The organism is Neisseria sp. DTU_2021_1001991_1_SI_NGA_ILE_055 (assembly GCF_032342915.1).
Classification (GTDB): Bacteria; Pseudomonadota; Gammaproteobacteria; order Burkholderiales; family Neisseriaceae; genus Neisseria.
Window position 1 is genome coordinate 1,673,696 of sequence record NZ_CP135440.1, and the last position, 18,761, is coordinate 1,692,456.

The window sequence follows — 18,761 nt, forward strand, 5'->3', positions numbered from 1 at the left end:
TTAGCATAAACAGCCTGTTCCATGTTTGATTCGGCTGAATTTCCCTACGCCCGCATTTCAAACACAACAAAAATGAAACAATCTGCCTAATCAGTTTTCAGACGGCCCGACTGGATATTTAGTTCAACCTTACTCATCAAGCATTCCAAAAGCAAGGGATTGTCCCGTAAAGGTAAAACATTTTTAAATTATCGACTCCTTGCTCTATGCTTGAAATTCCTATCATTTTGACTTAAAATACACTGCTTCTACGGCATAGACCGCTATGTCTGAAAAAGCACGTTACACAGCAAAATCAAAGCTGCGGAGCGTGTTTTTTTTTAGCCGAGATTTCCGAAGGCTGTCTTTTTTGTAAACAATTTTATTCTTCAGACGGCCCGACCCATTTTTTTCGAACCGACCATCATCAGGCAAACAGGATTCCATCATGACCACTCCGGCTCTTCTCGTTCTCGCTGACGGCAGCGTATTTCACGGCACATCAATCGGTTACGAAGGTTCGACTTCCGGCGAAGTCGTGTTCAACACTTCCATGACCGGCTATCAAGAAATCCTGACCGACCCTTCCTACTGCAAACAAATCGTTACCCTCACCTACCCCCACATCGGCAATACCGGCACCAACGCCGAAGACGAAGAAAGCCGCAGCGTTTACGCCGCTGGCTTGATTATCCGCGACCTGCCGCTCTTGCACAGCAACTTCCGCGCATCCGAAAGCCTGCACGACTATTTGGTACGCAACAAAACCGTCGCCATCGCCGATATCGATACCCGCCGCCTGACCACCCTGTTGCGTGAAAAAGGCTCGCAAGGCGGTGCAATCTTGACCGGTGCAGATGCCACCGTTGAAAAAGCACAAGAACTCATCGCCGCATTCGGCAGCATGGTCGGCAAAGACTTGGCAAAAGAAGTTTCCTGCACAGAAACTTACGAATGGACCGAAGGCGAATGGGAATTGGGCAAAGGTTTCGTTACCCCTTCCGAACAGTCTTACCACGTTGTCGCCTACGATTTCGGCGTTAAAACCAACATCCTGCGCATGCTCGCCTCTCGCGGCTGCCGCCTGACCGTCGTTCCCGCCCAAACCAGTGCGGAAGAAGTATTGGCACTCAATCCTGACGGCGTATTCCTGTCCAACGGCCCCGGCGACCCCGAGCCTTGCGACTACGCCATCAAAGCCGTACAGAAATTAATGGAAAGCGGCAAACCGATTTTCGGCATTTGCTTGGGACACCAGCTGATCAGCCTCGCCATCGGCGCAAAAACCCTGAAAATGCGCTTCAGCCATCACGGCGCCAACCATCCGGTACAAGACTTGGACAGCGGCAAAGTCGTCATCACCAGCCAAAACCACGGTTTCGCCGTCGATGCCGACACCCTGCCCGCCAACGCAAGGATTACCCACAAATCCTTGTTCGACAACACCTTGCAAGGCATCGAACTGACAGACAAACCTGTATTCTGCTTCCAAGGCCACCCCGAAGCCAGCCCGGGCCCGCAAGACGTCGGCTATCTATTCGACAAATTCATTGACAATATCAAAGCAGCAAAACAATAAAGCTGATTTTTTCAGACGGCCACACTCAACTCGACAACAGGCCGTCTGAAAACCAAACTTCAAAAATATAAATTCAGCCCCCTCTCAACATCTGTACAGCCTGAAAACCCAATCGTCTAATCAGAAAGGAAAACCAATGACTGAAAAACAAATGCACATTCTTTCCGTCACCGCCACCCTGGCCGGCGTCGGTATGTACGTTTCTTATATCCCGCAAATCCAAAACAACCTTGCCGGCAACCCCGGCTCGCCGTTGCAACCCCTCGTCGCCGCCATCAACTGCACATTATGGTTTGCCTACGGCTTTTTGAAAGAAAAACGCGACTACCCCATCATACTGGCAAACGCCCCCGGTATCATTTTGGGTTTGATTACGTTTGTCACTAGTTTTTAAGGAAGTTTTCAGACGGCCTGTGCAACATAAAAACGCAAAAGGTCGTCTGAAAAAGAATGCCCGAAATATCAACAGCAGGAATTTTTCAGGCGGCCTTTATCGCAAGGCATATGGAACAAACGCCGCGAGCGTTTTTTCAGACGACCTTTGAACCCGTCGGTAGGGTGTGTGCCGCAAGGTACGCACGCGGTGGGTTGAGGTTGCAGGGAAAATGGAGAACGCGTGCGTGCGTACCGCACACACCCTACATGCGGGCTACGGGGCTTGCTACGCTTACTACAGATAATAGAACAACACTAAAACAGCGGAACGAAATTAACCATATGAGCATCTTTAAAATTAATAAAATTGATCAAACTGCTACTGTACAGAATTTAATAGCATTCAAAGACAATCACATAAAAGAGCGGGATGTACAGAACATTATTAAATCCAATCCTAAAATTTTAGGCGAAGATTTACTTATTATCAGCGAAGAACTGTCCCCATGTGAAGATTCTAAGAAACGGTTAGATTTATTAGCACTGGATAAATCTGGGAAACTGGTTGTAATAGAACTGAAGCGGAATGACGACGGTTTCCACATGGACTTACAAGCCATCCGCTATGCCTCAATGATTAGGCTATTTAGTATCCAAGACGTTATAAGGCATTACCAAGATTACGCACAGGGAAATGCAGAGGAAGATATTACCTATTTCTTAGACCAAGAAATCGACAAATTAGATTTTGATAACATTAGAATTATTCTGGTCAATCAAGACTTCTCTAGAGAATTAACCAATTCTGTATTATGGTTAAATGAGCAGGGCTTGGATATCAAATGTATCAAGATTACTCAATATGAAATAAACAATGACCTGATTTGGGATGTAGATACTATCATTCCTGTTAAAGAGACCGAAGAATATCAGCTAAAAATCAAAGAAAAGAAAAATTCAGATCAAGAAATAAAACGTGAATTTAACAGCAGAGATTATACAAAATATATATTTAATGGTGAATCTAACCTAACAAAAGGCCGTTTGGTTTTGGAAGTTGTTAAAAAATATTGCAAAGACAACCCAGAAACCAACTTTACCCAATTGAGTCAAATTTTCCCTAAAAAATTACAAGGCTCAAATGGTGTATTGAATATATTTAGCGAGCTTAAAGATTATCAAAAAGAAGGTAGATTTTATATTAAGGATAAAGAAATCATTCAATTAAAAAATGGTGAACAAATATCAGTTTGTTCCCAATGGAGAAAAGATAGTATTGACAATTTTATTGAACATGTTAAGCAGACTCTTGGTTATGAAATAGTTGCTCAATAATGAAATTTAAAAACCTGAATATCTTGTGAGAAAGTAAAAATGCCTAAACGTACCGACCTAAAATCTATCCTTATCATCGGCGCCGGCCCTATCGTTATCGGTCAGGCCTGCGAATTTGACTATTCGGGCGCACAGGCCTGCAAGGCTTTGCGTGAAGAAGGCTATAAAGTCATTCTGGTGAATTCCAACCCCGCCACGATTATGACCGACCCTGAAATGGCGGATGTTACCTACATCGAGCCGATTATGTGGCAGACGGTGGAGAAGATTATCGCCAAAGAGCGGCCCGATGCGATTCTGCCCACGATGGGCGGTCAGACTGCGCTGAACTGTGCGCTGGATTTGGCGCGCAACGGTGTGCTGGCGAAATACAATGTCGAGCTGATCGGCGCGACGGAAGATGCGATTGACAAGGCGGAAGACCGCGGCCGCTTTAAAGAAGCGATGGAAAAAATCGGTTTGTCTTGCCCGAAATCTTTTGTCTGCCACACCATGAACGAGGCATTGGCAGCGCAAGAACAGGTCGGCTTCCCTACCCTGATTCGTCCTTCTTTCACCATGGGTGGTTCGGGTGGCGGTATTGCCTACAATAAAGACGAGTTCTTGGCGATTTGCGAACGCGGTTTCGATGCGTCGCCTACGCATGAGTTGCTGATTGAGCAGTCTGTTCTCGGCTGGAAAGAGTACGAGATGGAAGTGGTGCGCGACAAGAACGACAACTGCATCATCATCTGCTCGATTGAAAACTTCGACCCGATGGGCGTGCATACCGGCGACTCCATCACTGTTGCGCCTGCACAAACATTGACCGACAAAGAATACCAAATCATGCGTAATGCTTCGTTGGCAGTGTTGCGCGAAATCGGCGTGGATACCGGCGGCTCAAACGTGCAGTTTGCGGTAAACCCTGAAAATGGCGAGATGATTGTCATTGAAATGAACCCGCGCGTGAGCCGTTCTTCCGCGTTGGCATCTAAAGCAACCGGCTTCCCGATTGCCAAAGTAGCGGCCAAACTGGCGGTCGGCTTTACACTGGACGAGTTGCGCAACGACATCACCGGCGGCCGCACGCCCGCGTCGTTCGAGCCTTCCATCGACTATGTGGTAACCAAGATCCCACGTTTTGCGTTTGAAAAATTCCCCGCCGCAGACGACCGCCTGACCACGCAGATGAAATCGGTGGGCGAAGTGATGGCAATGGGCCGTACCATTCAAGAAAGTTTCCAAAAAGCCTTGCGTGGTTTGGAAACCGGCCTGTGCGGCTTCAACCCTCGCAGCGAAGACAAAGCCGAAATCCGCCGCGAACTGGCCAACCCAGGCCCTGAACGTATGCTGTTTGTGGCGGACGCGTTCCGCGCGGGTTTCACGCTGGAAGAAATCCACGAGATCTGCGCCATCGATCCTTGGTTCTTGGCGCAAATCGAAGACTTGGTGAAAGAAGAAAAATCAGTTTCAGACGGCCAATTACAAGACTTGGATTATGCCGCTTTACGCCGTCTGAAACGCAAAGGCTTCTCTGACAAGCGTTTGGCACAATTATTGAACGTAAGCGAAAAAGAAGTCCGCGAACACCGCTACGCGCTGAACCTGCATCCGGTTTACAAACGCGTCGACACCTGCGCCGCCGAGTTTGCCACCGAAACCGCCTATCTCTACTCTACTTACGAAGAGGAATGCGAAGCGCGTCCTTCCGACCGTAAAAAAGTGATGATTCTCGGCGGCGGCCCGAACCGCATCGGTCAGGGCATCGAGTTTGACTACTGCTGCGTTCACGCCGCGCTCGCCCTGCGCGAATCGGGCTTTGAAACGATTATGGTCAACTGCAACCCCGAAACCGTGTCCACCGACTTCGACACCAGCGACCGCCTCTATTTCGAGCCGCTGACGCTGGAAGACGTGTTGGAAATCGTCCGCACCGAAAACCCGTGGGGCGTGATTGTGCATTACGGTGGTCAAACCCCGCTCAAACTCGCCAACGCATTGGTTGAAAACGGCGTAAACATCATCGGCACATCCGCCGACAGTATCGACGCCGCCGAAGACCGCGAACGCTTCCAAAAAGTGTTGAACGACTTAGGCCTGCGTCAACCGCCCAACCGCATCGCCCACAACGAAGAAGAAGCCCTCGTTAAAGCCGAAGAAATCGGTTATCCGTTGGTTGTCCGTCCTTCTTACGTCCTCGGCGGCCGCGCCATGCAGATTGTTCACTCTGCCGAAGAGTTGCAAAAATACATGCGCGAAGCCGTACAAGTTTCCGAAGACAGCCCTGTATTGCTCGACTTCTTCTTGAACAACGCCATCGAAGTGGACGTAGACTGCGTTTCAGACGGCCAAGACGTCGTGATCGGCGGCATCATGCAACACGTCGAACAAGCAGGTATCCACTCCGGCGACTCCGGCTGTTCATTGCCTCCATACTCTTTGAGCGAAGAGATTCAAGACGAAATCCGCCGCCAAACCAAAGCCATGGCATACGCACTGGGCGTGGTCGGCTTGATGAACGTACAGTTTGCCGTACAAGACGGCGTGGTCTTCGTACTGGAAGTGAACCCACGCGCCAGCCGTACCGTACCGTTCGTATCCAAAGCCACCGGCGTACCGCTCGCCAAAGTCGGCGCACGCGTAATGGCAGGCATTTCGCTGAAAGAGCAAGGCGTAGAAAAAGAAGTCATCCCGGACTTCTACGCCGTTAAAGAAGCCGTGTTCCCATTCATCAAATTCCCGGGTGTGGACACCATTCTCGGCCCCGAAATGCGCTCCACCGGCGAAGTGATGGGCGTGGGCGCAAGCTTCGGCGAAGCCTACTTCAAAGCCCAACTCGGCGCAGGCGAACGCTTGAGCACAACCGGCAAAATCTTCCTTGCCGTACGCGACGAAGACAAACCGCTCATCGTCAAAACCGCACAAAACTTCCAAGCACTCGGCTACGGTGTCTGCGCCACACGTGGTACCGCCGAATACTTGAAAGAACACGGCATCATCGTGCAAGCGGTCAATAAAGTGCAGGAAGGCCGCCCACACATCGTGGACGCCATTAAAAACGGCGAAATCGCACTGGTGGTCAACACCGTCGGCAGCACAGTACAATCTGTTACTGACAGCCACAGCATCCGCCGCACCTCCCTCACCCAACGCGTACCGCAATACACCACCATAGCCGGCGGCGAAGCCATGAGCGAAGGCGCAAAAAGCCGCGAACACTTGGGCGTGTACAGCGTACAGGAATTGCATGGCCGCCTGAAAAACAAAGCCTAATCAATCCTATCGGATTTAAATAGTAGCTAAAAGGCCGTCTGAAACCTGATTACTCAGTTTCAGACGGCCTTTTCATATTTCAAATTCCAACCGTCTGTCCATCAAAACAACCTTTTCTGCCGTCTCCCAACAAGCGATAGCAACATGAAATATAATTTCGTTATTGATTGGATTCATATGACAAAATTGTTGTTTTTTCATCATCATTCCAAAATATTGAGTTTAACGCCTATTCTCCTTGCTTTATAATGGCCGTCTGAAAGAAAAATACAATTAAAGCAGAAGCATGTCTTTGCAACTTAAGCAGATTTGCATAATTAAACATATGCTTTAATCATAATAATGATAAAATAATACGGCTTTCCTCTAAATTAAAGGGAAAACTGCACAAGAAACGGAAAATATAAATGAGTGTCGGATTATTGCGTGTTTTGGTTCAAAGCCAAACCATCTCAAATCAACAAGCGGAACATTACAATAGCCTTTTACAATCGGGTAAAGAAATCCTGCCCAACCTGTTTTCAGACGGCATCATCTCCCCTAAAGCTTTGGGAGAGTTAGTTGCGCGCGTATTCAGCTATCCCCTTTTGGATTTGCACTACTACCCGCGCAATAATGTAGTCAGCGACATTCTGACGGAAGAGCAAATGGTGCAAAACCGTTGCGTTCCAATTTTCAAACGCGGACGCAAGGTTTATTTCGCCGTATCCGATCCGACTCAAATCCAAAACTTCCAAAAAATCGCTTTTTCTTCAGGTTTAAGTGTTGATTTGGTAGTGGTTCCCGATGACCAACTCAGCTCCTTGCTGGAATGGTTGGGTCAGCGTTCAACAACCATTCTGAAAGAAATCAACGAAGAACATGAAGCAACGCAGCAATCTCAATCGCTTTATATCGATAATGAAGAGGCTGAAGACGGCCCTATCCCACGCTTTATCCACAAAACCTTATCCGATGCCCTAAACGCAGGCGCATCGGACATCCACTTTGAATTCTACGAGCAAATGGCGCGCGTCCGTTTCCGCGTGGACGGACAGTTGCGCGAAGTCGTACAGCCGCCTGTCGCCGTACGCGGTCAGTTGGCATCGCGCATCAAAGTGATGGCGCGTTTGGATATTTCTGAAAAACGTATTCCGCAAGACGGCAGAATTCAAATTGCCTTCCACAAACACGGCCGTCCGATTGACTTCCGTGTCAGCACTTTGCCAACGCTGTTTGGCGAAAAAGTGGTGATGCGTATCCTAAATTCCGATGGTACATCGCTCAATATCGACCAGCTCGGCTTAGAGCCTTTCCAAAAAGAAATGCTGCTTGAGGCCATCAACCGCCCTTACGGCATGGTGTTAGTTACCGGTCCGACAGGCTCGGGCAAAACCATTTCGCTCTATACCTGCCTGAGCATTTTGAACACGGAAGATGTCAACATTTCAACGGCAGAGGATCCGGCCGAGATTAACCTGCCGGGCGTCAACCAAGTCAACGTCAATGAAAAACAAGGCCTGACGTTTGCCACCGCACTCCGATCCTTCTTACGTCAAGATCCTGATATTATTATGGTCGGTGAGATCCGCGACTTGGAAACCGCCGACATCGCCATTAAAGCCGCCCAAACCGGCCACATGGTTTTCTCGACCCTGCATACCAATAATGCACCGGCCACGCTCTCCCGCCTTTTGAACATGGGTGTCGCTCCTTTCAATATCGCCAGCTCGGTCAGCCTGATTATGGCGCAAAGGCTGTTGCGCAGACTGTGTCCAAACTGCAAACGCGAAGTGGAGCGCCCGCCGGTTCCGGCATTGAAAAAAGCCGGCTTTACCGATGCGGACTTGGCTCAAAATTGGAAGCTCTACCGCCCGGTTGGTTGCGACAGCTGCCGCGGCAAAGGCTTTAAAGGCCGCATCGGTATTTATGAAGTCATGCCGGTCAGCGATGAAATGCAAAAAGTCATTATGAACAACGGTACAGAAGTTGATATCATGAACATGGCCTATCAGGAAGGCATGGTAGACCTGCGTCGCGCCGGCCTCATGAAAGTCATGCAGGGCCTGACTTCGTTGGAAGAAGTAACTGCTCATACCAATGACTAAAATTGCCATATTTTCGAAAATTACAATAAAGCGGCACGGGGAAACAGTCCGCTTTATTTCTTACTAACAAGGGATAACTCATGGCTCAAGCAGAGCAAAAAAGAAGTCTGTTCGGTTCAAGAAGCAAAGGTAAGCGTTTTACATTTGAAGGAAAAAACATCGAGACCGAACGTCTTGTCCGCGGCGAAGTAGTTGCCAAAGATGAAGAAGAGGCGCGCAAAAAACTCCAGCGCAGAGGCATTCGCCCTTTGCGTATCAGCAAAGTCAAAACCGCACGCAAACGCCGTATTACCCAAGAAGACATCACAGTGTTTACGCGCCAACTGGCAACGATGATGAAGGCAGGCTTGCCGCTGATGCAGGCTTTCGAAATCGTTGCTCGCGGCCACTCCAATCCGAGCATGACCGAAATGCTGATGCAGGTTCGCTCCGATGTCGAACAAGGTAGCGCATTGGGCAAATCGTTCTCCAAATATCCAAAATATTTCGACCGTTTCTATTGCAATCTGGTCAGCGCAGGCGAGTCCGGCGGCGTACTGGAAAGCCTATTGGACAAACTGGCTGTCTATAAAGAAAAAACCCAAGCCATTAAGAAAAAAGTCAAAACCGCACTGACCTACCCGATTGCCATTATCGTGGTGGCGATTGCGCTTATCTTCATCATGATGATGTTTGTACTGCCTGCCTTTAAAGAAGTTTATGCCAATATGGGCGCAGAGCTGCCAAGCCTTACCCAACTCGTCATGAGCTTGTCCGATTTATTTGTCGACTACGGCTGGATTATGATCATCCTTTTGATTGTTTCTGTCTTCGGCCTGTACAAACTCCATGAAAAATCGCCTACCTTCCAAAAACGAATCGATGCTCTGGTTTTGAGACTCCCTGTTTTTGGCACCATCGTCCGAAAAGCAACCATCGCCCGTTGGGCGCGTACGACCTCTACCCTCTTCGCAGCCGGCGTTCCTTTGGTGGAAGTATTAGATTCAGTTGCAGGCGCATCCGGCAATATTCTCTATGAAGAAGCCACTCAAGACATCCGCGCCAAGGTAACCCAAGGTCTGTCGCTGACATCCAGTATGCAAAGTACAGATATGTTCCCCAACATGGTGATCCAAATGGCGGCCATCGGCGAAGAGTCAGGCTCTTTGGATGATATGCTGAACAAAGCAGCCGAATTCTACGAAGATGAAGTAGACAACTCCGTCACCCGATTGTCTCACTTGATGGAGCCTATCATCATGGTAGTATTGGGTTCGCTCATCGGTATTTTGCTGATTGCCATGTATCTGCCGCTGTTTAACTTGGGTAATGTCGTAGGTTGATATGCTTGATAGTATTTACTCTGCCATCGACGCCCTCTCCGTTCTTGCACCATTCGCCATTCCTTTAGCCGTTATTTTAGGATTACTGATTGGTAGCTTTCTGAACGTCGTCATTTATCGCACGCCGATAATGATGGAGCGTGAATGGACACAATTTTCCAAAGAGCATTTGGGCATCGAGCTGACAGACGAAGAAAAACAGCCATTTAATCTGCGTAAACCGGATTCACGCTGCCCAAAATGCGAAAGTCCGATCAGAGTTTGGCAAAATATACCCATCCTCAGCTATGTTTTCCTAGGTGGGAAATGCCACGCCTGCAAAACCCATATCAGCATACGCTATCCGTTGATTGAGCTGCTGACAGGCGTCTTATTCGGTATTGTCGCGTGGCAATACGGCTGGTCATGGGCAACTATTGGTGGATTGATTCTGACTGCCATATTGATTGCGCTGACCTTTATCGATGCCGATACGCAATATTTGCCCGACAGCCTGACTCAACCCCTAATTTGGATCGGCCTGCTGTTTAATCTGAACGATACGTTCGTGCCCCTGCATTCAGCCGTTTGGGGTGCAATCGCAGGCTATATGAGCCTTTATACTTTATGCGCCGTCTATAAACTTCTGACCGGTAAAATCGGTATGGGCAATGGCGACTTCAAACTTTTGGCCGCGCTCGGCGCATGGCTGGGCGTAGGAATTTTGCCTGTTCTGATCTTCATGGCTGCCTTAGTCGGGCTGGTGTGCGCACTCATCGCCCGCGTCGGTAAAGGCCAATATTTTGCTTTTGGTCCCAGCCTTGCTGTAGCAGGATGGATTATTTTGGTTGCCAATGCACCTATTACCCAACTGGTACAATGGTGGCTCGTACAATCAGGATTCCGATAATGACATTATGGATAGGCTTGACCGGCGGTATCGGCAGCGGCAAATCATCTATCGCCCAAATGTTTGCCGAACTTGGCGTACCCATTATCGATGCCGATGCCATCAGCCGCTCACTGACCGCTGAAAACGGCGAAGCGCTTCCAGCCATCCGTCAGCTTTTTGGTGATGAGGTTTTTGACAACGAAGGCCGTCTGAATCGTACGGCTTTACGGGAAGAGGTTTTCAGACGGCCTCAATCCAAAAAACAACTGGAAAAGCTGCTTCTGCCATTAATCTTAAACAAAATCCAACAGCAGAAACAAAAGCTTGCTTCCTCTACTTACGGCATTGTCGATGTACCGCTTTTAATTGAGAATCCGGCATTTAAAGCGGAGACCGACCGCATTTTAGTTGTAGATGTTCCAGAATCCGTCCAAATCGAACGCGTATATCAACGCAATGGTTTTTCAGAAGAACAGACGCGCCAAATCATGGCTACCCAAGCTTCCCAATCTGACAGGCTGCTTCATGCCGACGACGTATTGGACAATACTCATAGCTTGGAAGAAGCAAAAATCAAGGTTTTTCGCCTGCATCAATACTATCAATCCATTGCACAATCACTGAAAGAAACTGCATGACCGCTCCTGTTGTAAAATGTCCGACCTGCCACAAAGAAGTCGTTTGGAATACCGACAGCCCCTACCGCCCTTTCTGCAGCAAACGGTGTAAACTCATTGATTTAGGCGAATGGGCACAAGAAAAATACACCGTTTCTTCGGAAGATGACCCTTTTTCAGACCTATTGGACGGCAAATAACCTACGCCGCTTCCTTCAGCCTATCCAAAACAGGCTCAAAACAGTAAAATACCCTCTTTATTCCAACATATTCCATCCACCATGCTCACCTTCCAACAAATTATTTTCAAATTACAGAACTACTGGGCAGACAAAGGCTGCACCGTTATCCAACCTTTCGATATGGAAGTCGGTGCCGGTACTTCCCATCCTGCCACCTGTCTGCGCGCCTTAGGCCCGGAGCCGTGGTTTGCCGCTTACGTTCAACCCAGCCGCCGCCCCAAAGACGGCCGCTATGGCGACAACCCCAACCGCCTGCAACACTACTATCAATTCCAAGTTGCGCTCAAACCTGCACCAGCCAATATTCAAGACCTCTACCTTGATTCCCTGCGCGAATTGGGTATCGACCCTAAAGTACACGACATCCGCTTTGTCGAAGACGACTGGGAAAACCCTACTCTCGGCGCTTGGGGTTTGGGTTGGGAAGTTTGGCTCAACGGCATGGAAGTAACCCAATTCACCTACTTCCAACAAGTCGGCGGTATCGACTGCTCCCCCGTACTCGGCGAAATCACCTACGGCATCGAGCGTCTCGCCATGTATTTGCAAGGCGTAGAAAACGTGTACGACCTCGTTTGGGCAAAAACCCTTGATGGCAACATCGTCACTTACGGCGACGTTTATCATCAAAACGAAGTCGAACAATCTACCTACAACTTCGAATACAGCGATGCCGATTGGCTCTTGCGCCAATTCAACGACTACGAAGAACAAGCCAAACGCCTGCTTGCAGTTGAAGACACCAGTCTTGCCCTGCCTGCTTACGAGCTTGTACTCAAAGCCGGCCACACGTTCAACCTCTTGGATGCACGCGGCGCCATTTCCGTTACCGAACGCGCAACCTACATCGGCCGCATTCGTGCACTGAGCCGTATCGTTGCTCAAAAATTCGTTGAAAGCCGCGAGAAACTGGGCTTCCCATTGCTTAAAAACCAATAAGCCCGCACATGCTTACCACGCCGCCCTTTGATACATTCAAGTGGCGGCGTTTCTATTTTCAGACGGCCTTAACATCGCTGCCATCGCAAACACTTCCTGCCTGCTTTCAGGTAAAATAAACCCTTTATTACATAAACCGTCTGAAAACATGAGTTCATCCTCTTCTGCAAAAACACCCTTTTTCTTACTTTCCCTCGTTGCCATCATTCTTGACCAACTGAGCAAATGGGAAATCTTGAAACACTTTACCGAAGGCGAACGCCTCAATATCATTCCAGACTTTTTTGACCTGACGCTTGCCTATAATCCAGGCGCGGCATTCAGCTTTTTGGCCGACCAAGGCGGCTGGCAAAAATTCTTCTTTTTAGGTCTGGCCGTCGTCATCAGCCTGTATTTGGCCCGTGCCATCTGGCGCGATGAGTTTGGACGCTGGGGCAAACTGGGAGCAGCCATGATTATCGGCGGCGCAATTGGCAATGTGGTTGACCGTCTGATTCACGGCCACGTTGTCGATTTTCTGCTTTTCTATTGGCAAAACTGGTTCTATCCAGCATTTAACATTGCCGACAGCTTTATCTGCGTTGGCGCGGTTTGCTTGGTATTAGATGGTTTGCTGCACAAAAAAACACCTTCAAACGACACAAAGGCCGTCTGAAAACGGAACACACATGACTCAAAAAACCATTATCCTTGCCAATCCCCGCGGCTTTTGTGCCGGCGTTGACCGCGCCATCAGCATTGTTGAACGTGCACTCGAAGAGTTCGGCGCACCTATTTACGTCCGCCATGAGGTCGTTCACAACAAATTCGTCGTGGACAATCTACGGGCAAAAGGTGCCGTCTTTGTCGATGACTTGGCGGATGTCCCAAAGGGTGCCACGCTGATTTACTCGGCTCACGGCGTATCCAAAGCCGTACAGGAAGAAGCAGCACAACGCGGTTTCCGCGTTTTTGATGCCACTTGCCCTTTGGTAACCAAAGTCCACAAAGAAGTAGCCCGCCTTGATGCCCAAGATTACGAAATCATCATGATCGGCCACAAAGGCCACGTCGAAGTAGAAGGCACGATGGGACAATTGCCTCCGGGTAAAATGTTTTTGGTCGAGACAGTGGAAGATGTGGCCGGACTGAACGTCAAAAACCCTGACAAGCTGGCCTACGTCAGCCAAACCACTTTATCGGTGGACGAAACCAAAGACATCATTGCAGCTTTGAATCAACGCTTCCCCAATATCCGCAATCCGCACAAAGAAGACATCTGCTACGCCACAACCAACCGCCAAACTGCCGTTAAAGAATTGGCGGAAGAATGCGATCTCGTGATTGTTGTCGGCTCGCCCAATTCTTCCAATAGCAACCGCTTGCGTGAAGTAGCCGCATTGCGCGGAGTTGATGCCTATATGGTCGATAATGCTTCCTATCTAAAAAAAGAATGGTTTGAAAACAAAACCAAGGTTGGTGTAACTGCCGGCGCATCTGCGCCTGAAGTCTTGGTTCGAGAAGTCTTACAAACCATTCAAGACTGGGGACATGAGACCATACGTGAAGGAGAAGGCGCAGAAGAAAGCATTGTATTTGTCTTGCCTAAAGAATTGCGCCGGGAGGGCGAAAACAAGCAAATCCTAAATAAAGGGTAAGTTTATTATTTACTTTATTTGAACTTAAGGCCGTCTGAAAACTTTCAGACGGCCTTAAGTTTATTTTGCCAATAAAAAAGACCCGCCTTTAAGGCAGGTCTTTTCATACATGATCCTGATTATTTCTCAGAAGTATGTTGCTGACGGCGCAAGATAGCCGGAATTTCAAAGTCATCCAATACAGACTGGTTGCTGAAATCAGCCGCAGTCAGATTCATAGAACGGATATTGCGGTTGGTACGAACCAGGCTTTCAGCGCTGCTTTGGCTTTGAGCTTGAGGTGCTTCTTCCGCACCGCGTACCAATTGTTGGGTACGGGCAGCAGCGCGCAGTTGGTTGTCAGTACCGTTTTCTTTCAAGCCGGTAGCAATAATGGTAATACGGATAGCGTCTTCGCTCATGCTCTCGTCTTCGGCAGCACCAAATTTGCATTCCACTTCAGGGTGTGCATTTTGGTTGACGATACGCATAATCTCGTTGAACTCAGACATTTTCAGGCAGCCAGGAGCGGTGGTAATGTTTACCAATACACCGCGTGCGCCATCCAAAGTAACATTATCCAAGAGCGGACTGGAGATGGCTTGATCGGTAGCCAAACGGGCACGGTCGATACCTTGCGCAAAACCTGAACCCATCATGGCGATACCGCGATTGCTCATCACGGTTTTCACGTCGGCGAAGTCCAAGTTGATCATGTCGCTCGGGCAAGTCACTACTTCGGAAATACCGGCAACCGCATCACGCAGTACATTGTCGGCTGCACGGAAAGCTTCGCGCATGGTCACGTCTTCGCCCAAAGCAGTCATCAATTTATCATTCGGGATAATAATCAGGGAATCAACGCGCTCTTTGAGCTGATCCAAACCTGCTTGAGCGATGTGTACGCGTTTACCTTCGTAAGCAAACGGACGGGTTACAACCGCAACGGTCAGAATACCCATTTCTTTAGCGATTTCAGCCACAACAGGAGCAGAACCGGTACCTGTACCGCCACCCATACCGGTAGTGATGAACAGCATGTTTGCACCGCGGATGGCATCTTCGATGGCTTCGCGATCTTCTTGGGCTGCGGCGCGGCCAATTTCAGGATTTGCGCCGGCACCCAAACCGCGAGTCAGGTTTGTACCCAATTGAATGCGTTTGGCCGCATTGTTTTTAGCCAATGATTGCGCATCGGTATTGGCACTGATGAACTCAACACCATGAATAGTGTTGGCAACCATGTTGTTGATGGCATTACAGCCGCCGCCACCCAAACCGATAACTTTAATAACAGCAGGGCTTGTTGCTGATTCTGCTACGTCGTAAACAAATTCCATTCAATAATCCTCCGCGCCCCGCTTTATAAGGACGGTTCAAAAATAACTTATTATCCGTATTATATAAGAAGTATCCTGATACTGGCAAAAATCTTCTTATCATCCGACTGTCGGCGTTATATTTTTACTACAATTTTTAACAGAAAATATACAAGTTTTAAATTATTCACTTGGCAATTATTTAAAACCGTTTAATTCTACTTAAATATTCAGGACAAACGGATTCTACACCGCCTGCCCTGAACACTTTTATCAGAAATTGTCTCTGAAGAATCTTTGGATTTTTTCCCACAGACCCATTTTTTTACCTGAATCATTCAGGGCAATCGCACCGGTTCGGCTGGTTTGTTCACCCTCTTCGGCAGCATAGGCCGTCTGAAGCAGGCCAATTGCTGTTGAATAGCGTGGATTGCGGATACGCTCGGATACGCCGCCCATTTCCTGCGGAACACCGATACGGGCCGGCAAATTAAAGACTTCTTCCGCCAACTCAACAATACCGGTCAACATAGAGGCACCGCCGGTCAAAACAATACCGGAAGTCAACACTTCTTCTGGGAAGCCGGAACGGCGCAATTCGTTCAGCGTCAATTCCAAAATCTCTTCTACACGCGGACCGATGATTTCAGCCAATACGCGGCGTGAAATTTGACGTGATTGACGGTCGCCAACACTAGGAACTTCAATCATTTCATCCAAGCCGTCCATAGTCGGAATGGCGGCGCCGTAATGGATTTTGATGTACTCGGCGGCACTGTGCGGCGTACGCAGGGCTTGTGCCAAGTCTTTGGTAATCAAATCACCGGCAACGGGAATAACCGCGGTATGGCGGATTGCGCCATTGGTATAAACCGCGATGTCGGTCGTACCGCCGCCGATATCGATGACGCACACGCCCAAATCTTTTTCGTCTTCAGTCAAAACGGCGTGACCGCTTGCCAAAGGCTGAAGCATGATTTGATCCATTTGCAGGCCGCAGCGTTGAATACATTTTTGGATATTTTGCAAAGCAGTGTTCGCACCGGTAATGATGTGTACACGGGTGTCCAAACGCACGCCGCTCATGCCGATAGGCTCTTTCACACCGGGTTGGTTGTCGATGATGTACTCTTGAACCACGGTATGCAAGATATTGTGATCAGGCGGAATATTGATGGCTTTGGCAGTTTCGATGGCACGATCGATGTCGGCTTGCGATACTTCGCCATCTTTAATTTTGACCACGCCTTGTGAATTCAGGCTGCGGATATGGTTACCGGCAATACCGGTAACAACGTGGGAAATTTTGGTATCTGCCATTAACTCGGCATCTTCTACCGCCTGACGAATGGCTTGCGCGGTAGCGTCGATATTGGTCACCATACCTGCACGCAGGCCGCGTGAAGGGCTTTGGCCCAAGCCGACAATGTGGATTTCATTATCTTCCCGAATCTCGCCGATTAAGGCGATGACCTTGGACGTACCAATGTCTAAGGCACTGATATATTTATTTTGTTGTTGTTCCATAATTGCTCGTTCGCTATGTTGTCTGACTGACGGTTTGATTATTTTTGAAACAAGATTGCTTCACGTCTAATCGGCTATTCACTGTCGGAAGGGTTTTCAGACGGCCTGTAACGGACTGAAAAACCATCCTTATAACGCATATCGACATACTCGATACGACTTTGTTTTTTACGCAGCAGCGACGGCCAAATCTGGGCAAACTGCTGCAAACGTTTGATTTCGTTTTCACGCCCCAAACGCACGGTAATGCCGTTGTTCAATACAAGCAGCCATGCCGAACGCGGCGTGTAGATCAATTCTTTGATGGTCAGTTTCAACGGACTCAAAATACCGGAAAAGTCCGCATAATGTTTGACCATGTCTTTGCCTGTTCCCTGCTGCCCTTCAAATATAGGCAGGTCCTGTTTCAGGCTTGCGGCAAACACATTGCCCTTACTGTCCACCAAGCCGCCAGCGCGCCAGTGTGCAACCGGCACGCGCTCGGTCAGGATAATTTCCACGGTTTCCGGAAAACGGCGGCGTACCATTGCCGAGTCAATCCAAGGCAACTCCTGAAAAGCGGCCTGCGCCGCATCAATATCGGCGCGGAACATATTGCCCCTGATATGCTCTCTTGCAACAGTTTGTAATTCTTTGCCGGAAGCATATTTCAGCTTGCCCTGAATGGCAATCTGTTTCACAGGGAAATATTTGGAATTGTAAAGCCAAGCTATGCCCGAACCTATCAGCAGAAAGGCCATCAGCAACAATAGCCGGCGGGTCAGCCGACCCAGTGCGCCTGCATCATCCCACATGAGCGGTCTTCAAAATCTCAATACATAAATCAGCAAAATCTACGCCGGTATGGGCTGCAGATTTTGGCACCAAACTGTGGCTGGTCATACCAGGCAAGGTATTGATTTCCAAAAGATACAGCTTACCGTCCGTATCTTTTAGAAAGTCCACGCGCGAACAGCCGTCCGCACCAATCGCCTGAGCGCCACGCACGGCCAGTTCGCACATCAGGTTTTCCTCCGCCTCGCTCAAATCTTCCGACGGGCATTGATAAACCGTATCGTCGCGGTTGTATTTGGCTTCGTAATCGTAAAACTCGGTAGCCGGAATAATATGAATGCTCGGCAAGCCTTTGCCGTTCAATACCGGGCAAGAATATTCGCCGCCGCCGATGAAGCGCTCGGCAATAATTTCACCCTGCAAATGTTTCAATTCTTCGTAAACGCTTTTCAGACGGCCTTTTTCTTTGACTTTTACCACACCGACGCTGCTGCCTTCTGCGGCAGGTTTCACAAACATCGGCAGGCCCAATTTTTCTTCAACAGCATCAAAATTGCTGTCGTCATGCAATACGGCAAACTCAGGAACAGGCAAACCCACGGCCTGCCAAATCAGTTTGCAGCGGTATTTGTCCATACCCAGCGCGGAAGCGGCCACACCGCTGCCAGTATAAGGAATACCCATCAGTTCCAACGCTCCCTGAATCGCACCATCTTCGCCGAAAGTACCGTGCAAAATATTGAAGGCCGTCTGAAAACCTTGGGTTTTCAATTCAGACAACGGGGTTTCTTTGGGGTCGAACGCATGGGCATCGACGCCTTTGCTTTTCAAGGCAGCCAAAATAGCGGCGCCGCTGTCCAGAGAAACTTCACGCTCGCTGGAGAAGCCGCCCATCAACACGGCCACTTTGCCAAAATTCTGCAT

Annotated in this window: 16 protein-coding genes; 12 read left to right on the forward strand and 4 right to left on the reverse strand. The window is 48.9% G+C overall.

Annotated features, from left to right (window positions below):
- The first annotated feature begins 427 nt into the window (after positions 1–427).
- The 12 genes from carA to ispH all read left to right on the forward strand — a co-directional run bounded on the left by carA (position 428) and on the right by ispH (position 14,238).
- A complete protein-coding gene (carA, locus tag RRV97_RS07820; protein ID WP_315611198.1) occupies positions 428–1,558 on the forward strand; it encodes a glutamine-hydrolyzing carbamoyl-phosphate synthase small subunit in 1,131 nt (376 codons plus the stop codon).
- 136 nt (positions 1,559–1,694) lie between these two features.
- Positions 1,695–1,952 carry a SemiSWEET family transporter gene (locus RRV97_RS07825; protein WP_288971045.1) on the forward strand — a complete coding sequence of 86 codons (258 nt, stop codon included), beginning with the start codon at positions 1,695–1,697 and terminating at the stop codon, positions 1,950–1,952.
- 56 nt (positions 1,953–2,008) lie between these two features.
- Complete coding sequence (locus tag RRV97_RS07830) at positions 2,009–3,268, forward strand: endonuclease NucS (protein WP_049322554.1); 1,260 nt, start codon at positions 2,009–2,011, stop codon at positions 3,266–3,268.
- Between the two features lie 39 nt (positions 3,269–3,307).
- Complete coding sequence (gene carB / locus RRV97_RS07835; protein ID WP_315611199.1) at positions 3,308–6,523, forward strand: carbamoyl-phosphate synthase large subunit; 3,216 nt, start codon at positions 3,308–3,310, stop codon at positions 6,521–6,523.
- A 407-nt stretch (positions 6,524–6,930) separates the two neighbouring features.
- Positions 6,931–8,610, forward strand: coding sequence for a type IV-A pilus assembly ATPase PilB (gene pilB / locus RRV97_RS07840; RefSeq protein WP_315611200.1), 1,680 nt, complete (start codon positions 6,931–6,933; stop codon positions 8,608–8,610).
- A gap of 80 nt (positions 8,611–8,690) precedes the next feature.
- Positions 8,691–9,932 carry a type II secretion system F family protein gene (locus RRV97_RS07845; RefSeq protein ID WP_315611201.1) on the forward strand — a complete coding sequence of 414 codons (1,242 nt, stop codon included), beginning with the start codon at positions 8,691–8,693 and terminating at the stop codon, positions 9,930–9,932.
- 1 nt (position 9,933) lies between these two features.
- Complete coding sequence (locus tag RRV97_RS07850) at positions 9,934–10,821, forward strand: A24 family peptidase (RefSeq protein ID WP_315611202.1); 888 nt, start codon at positions 9,934–9,936, stop codon at positions 10,819–10,821.
- On the forward strand, positions 10,821–11,441 hold the full coding sequence (coaE, locus tag RRV97_RS07855; RefSeq protein WP_315611203.1) for a dephospho-CoA kinase: 621 nt from the start codon (positions 10,821–10,823) through the stop codon (positions 11,439–11,441). The genes RRV97_RS07850 and coaE overlap by 1 nt, the downstream gene beginning before the upstream one ends.
- Positions 11,438–11,620 carry a DNA gyrase inhibitor YacG gene (gene yacG, locus RRV97_RS07860; RefSeq protein ID WP_003682475.1) on the forward strand — a complete coding sequence of 61 codons (183 nt, stop codon included), beginning with the start codon at positions 11,438–11,440 and terminating at the stop codon, positions 11,618–11,620. The genes coaE and yacG overlap by 4 nt, the downstream gene beginning before the upstream one ends.
- Before the next feature lie 81 nt (positions 11,621–11,701).
- On the forward strand, positions 11,702–12,601 hold the full coding sequence (gene glyQ, locus RRV97_RS07865) for a glycine--tRNA ligase subunit alpha (RefSeq protein ID WP_003685919.1): 900 nt from the start codon (positions 11,702–11,704) through the stop codon (positions 12,599–12,601).
- A 148-nt stretch (positions 12,602–12,749) separates the two neighbouring features.
- Complete coding sequence (gene lspA, locus RRV97_RS07870) at positions 12,750–13,256, forward strand: signal peptidase II (RefSeq protein WP_049331903.1); 507 nt, start codon at positions 12,750–12,752, stop codon at positions 13,254–13,256.
- Positions 13,257–13,269: 13 nt separating this feature from the next.
- Entirely contained in the window at positions 13,270–14,238 is a 969-nt protein-coding gene (gene ispH / locus RRV97_RS07875; RefSeq protein ID WP_049331909.1) for a 4-hydroxy-3-methylbut-2-enyl diphosphate reductase, read from the forward strand.
- 119 nt (positions 14,239–14,357) lie between these two features.
- Here the strand turns inward: ispH and ftsZ are convergent, their stop codons facing one another.
- The 4 genes from ftsZ to RRV97_RS07895 form a co-directional block, all read right to left on the reverse strand.
- On the reverse strand, positions 14,358–15,557 hold the full coding sequence (ftsZ, locus tag RRV97_RS07880) for a cell division protein FtsZ (protein WP_003682480.1): 1,200 nt from the start codon (positions 15,555–15,557) through the stop codon (positions 14,358–14,360).
- A gap of 252 nt (positions 15,558–15,809) precedes the next feature.
- Positions 15,810–17,063 (reverse strand): cell division protein FtsA, encoded by a 1,254-nt coding sequence (ftsA, locus tag RRV97_RS07885; protein WP_003682483.1) that lies wholly within the window; start codon positions 17,061–17,063, stop codon positions 15,810–15,812.
- 74 nt (positions 17,064–17,137) lie between these two features.
- Complete coding sequence (locus tag RRV97_RS07890; RefSeq protein WP_315611204.1) at positions 17,138–17,857, reverse strand: cell division protein FtsQ/DivIB; 720 nt, start codon at positions 17,855–17,857, stop codon at positions 17,138–17,140.
- On the reverse strand, positions 17,847–18,761 hold the full coding sequence (locus tag RRV97_RS07895) for a D-alanine--D-alanine ligase (protein ID WP_315611205.1): 915 nt from the start codon (positions 18,759–18,761) through the stop codon (positions 17,847–17,849). Before RRV97_RS07895 ends, RRV97_RS07890 begins: the two co-directional genes overlap by 11 nt.

Excerpts from the sequence above, each read along its gene's own strand:
- carA (WP_315611198.1), top strand. The coding sequence starts at position 428 with ATGACCACTCCGGCTCTTCTCGTTCTCGCTGACGGCAGCGTATTTCAC.
- RRV97_RS07825 (WP_288971045.1), top strand. The coding sequence starts at position 1,695 with ATGACTGAAAAACAAATGCACATTCTTTCCGTCACCGCCACCCTGGCC.
- RRV97_RS07830 (WP_049322554.1), top strand. The coding sequence starts at position 2,009 with ATGCCCGAAATATCAACAGCAGGAATTTTTCAGGCGGCCTTTATCGCA.
- carB (WP_315611199.1), top strand. The coding sequence starts at position 3,308 with ATGCCTAAACGTACCGACCTAAAATCTATCCTTATCATCGGCGCCGGC.
- pilB (WP_315611200.1), top strand. The coding sequence starts at position 6,931 with ATGAGTGTCGGATTATTGCGTGTTTTGGTTCAAAGCCAAACCATCTCA.
- RRV97_RS07845 (WP_315611201.1), top strand. The coding sequence starts at position 8,691 with ATGGCTCAAGCAGAGCAAAAAAGAAGTCTGTTCGGTTCAAGAAGCAAA.
- RRV97_RS07850 (WP_315611202.1), top strand. The coding sequence starts at position 9,934 with ATGCTTGATAGTATTTACTCTGCCATCGACGCCCTCTCCGTTCTTGCA.
- coaE (WP_315611203.1), top strand. The coding sequence starts at position 10,821 with ATGACATTATGGATAGGCTTGACCGGCGGTATCGGCAGCGGCAAATCA.
- yacG (WP_003682475.1), top strand. The coding sequence starts at position 11,438 with ATGACCGCTCCTGTTGTAAAATGTCCGACCTGCCACAAAGAAGTCGTT.
- glyQ (WP_003685919.1), top strand. The coding sequence starts at position 11,702 with ATGCTCACCTTCCAACAAATTATTTTCAAATTACAGAACTACTGGGCA.
- lspA (WP_049331903.1), top strand. The coding sequence starts at position 12,750 with ATGAGTTCATCCTCTTCTGCAAAAACACCCTTTTTCTTACTTTCCCTC.
- ispH (WP_049331909.1), top strand. The coding sequence starts at position 13,270 with ATGACTCAAAAAACCATTATCCTTGCCAATCCCCGCGGCTTTTGTGCC.
- ftsZ (WP_003682480.1), bottom strand. The coding sequence starts at position 15,557 with ATGGAATTTGTTTACGACGTAGCAGAATCAGCAACAAGCCCTGCTGTT.
- ftsA (WP_003682483.1), bottom strand. The coding sequence starts at position 17,063 with ATGGAACAACAACAAAATAAATATATCAGTGCCTTAGACATTGGTACG.
- RRV97_RS07890 (WP_315611204.1), bottom strand. The coding sequence starts at position 17,857 with ATGTGGGATGATGCAGGCGCACTGGGTCGGCTGACCCGCCGGCTATTG.
- RRV97_RS07895 (WP_315611205.1), bottom strand. The coding sequence starts at position 18,761 with ATGCAGAATTTTGGCAAAGTGGCCGTGTTGATGGGCGGCTTCTCCAGC.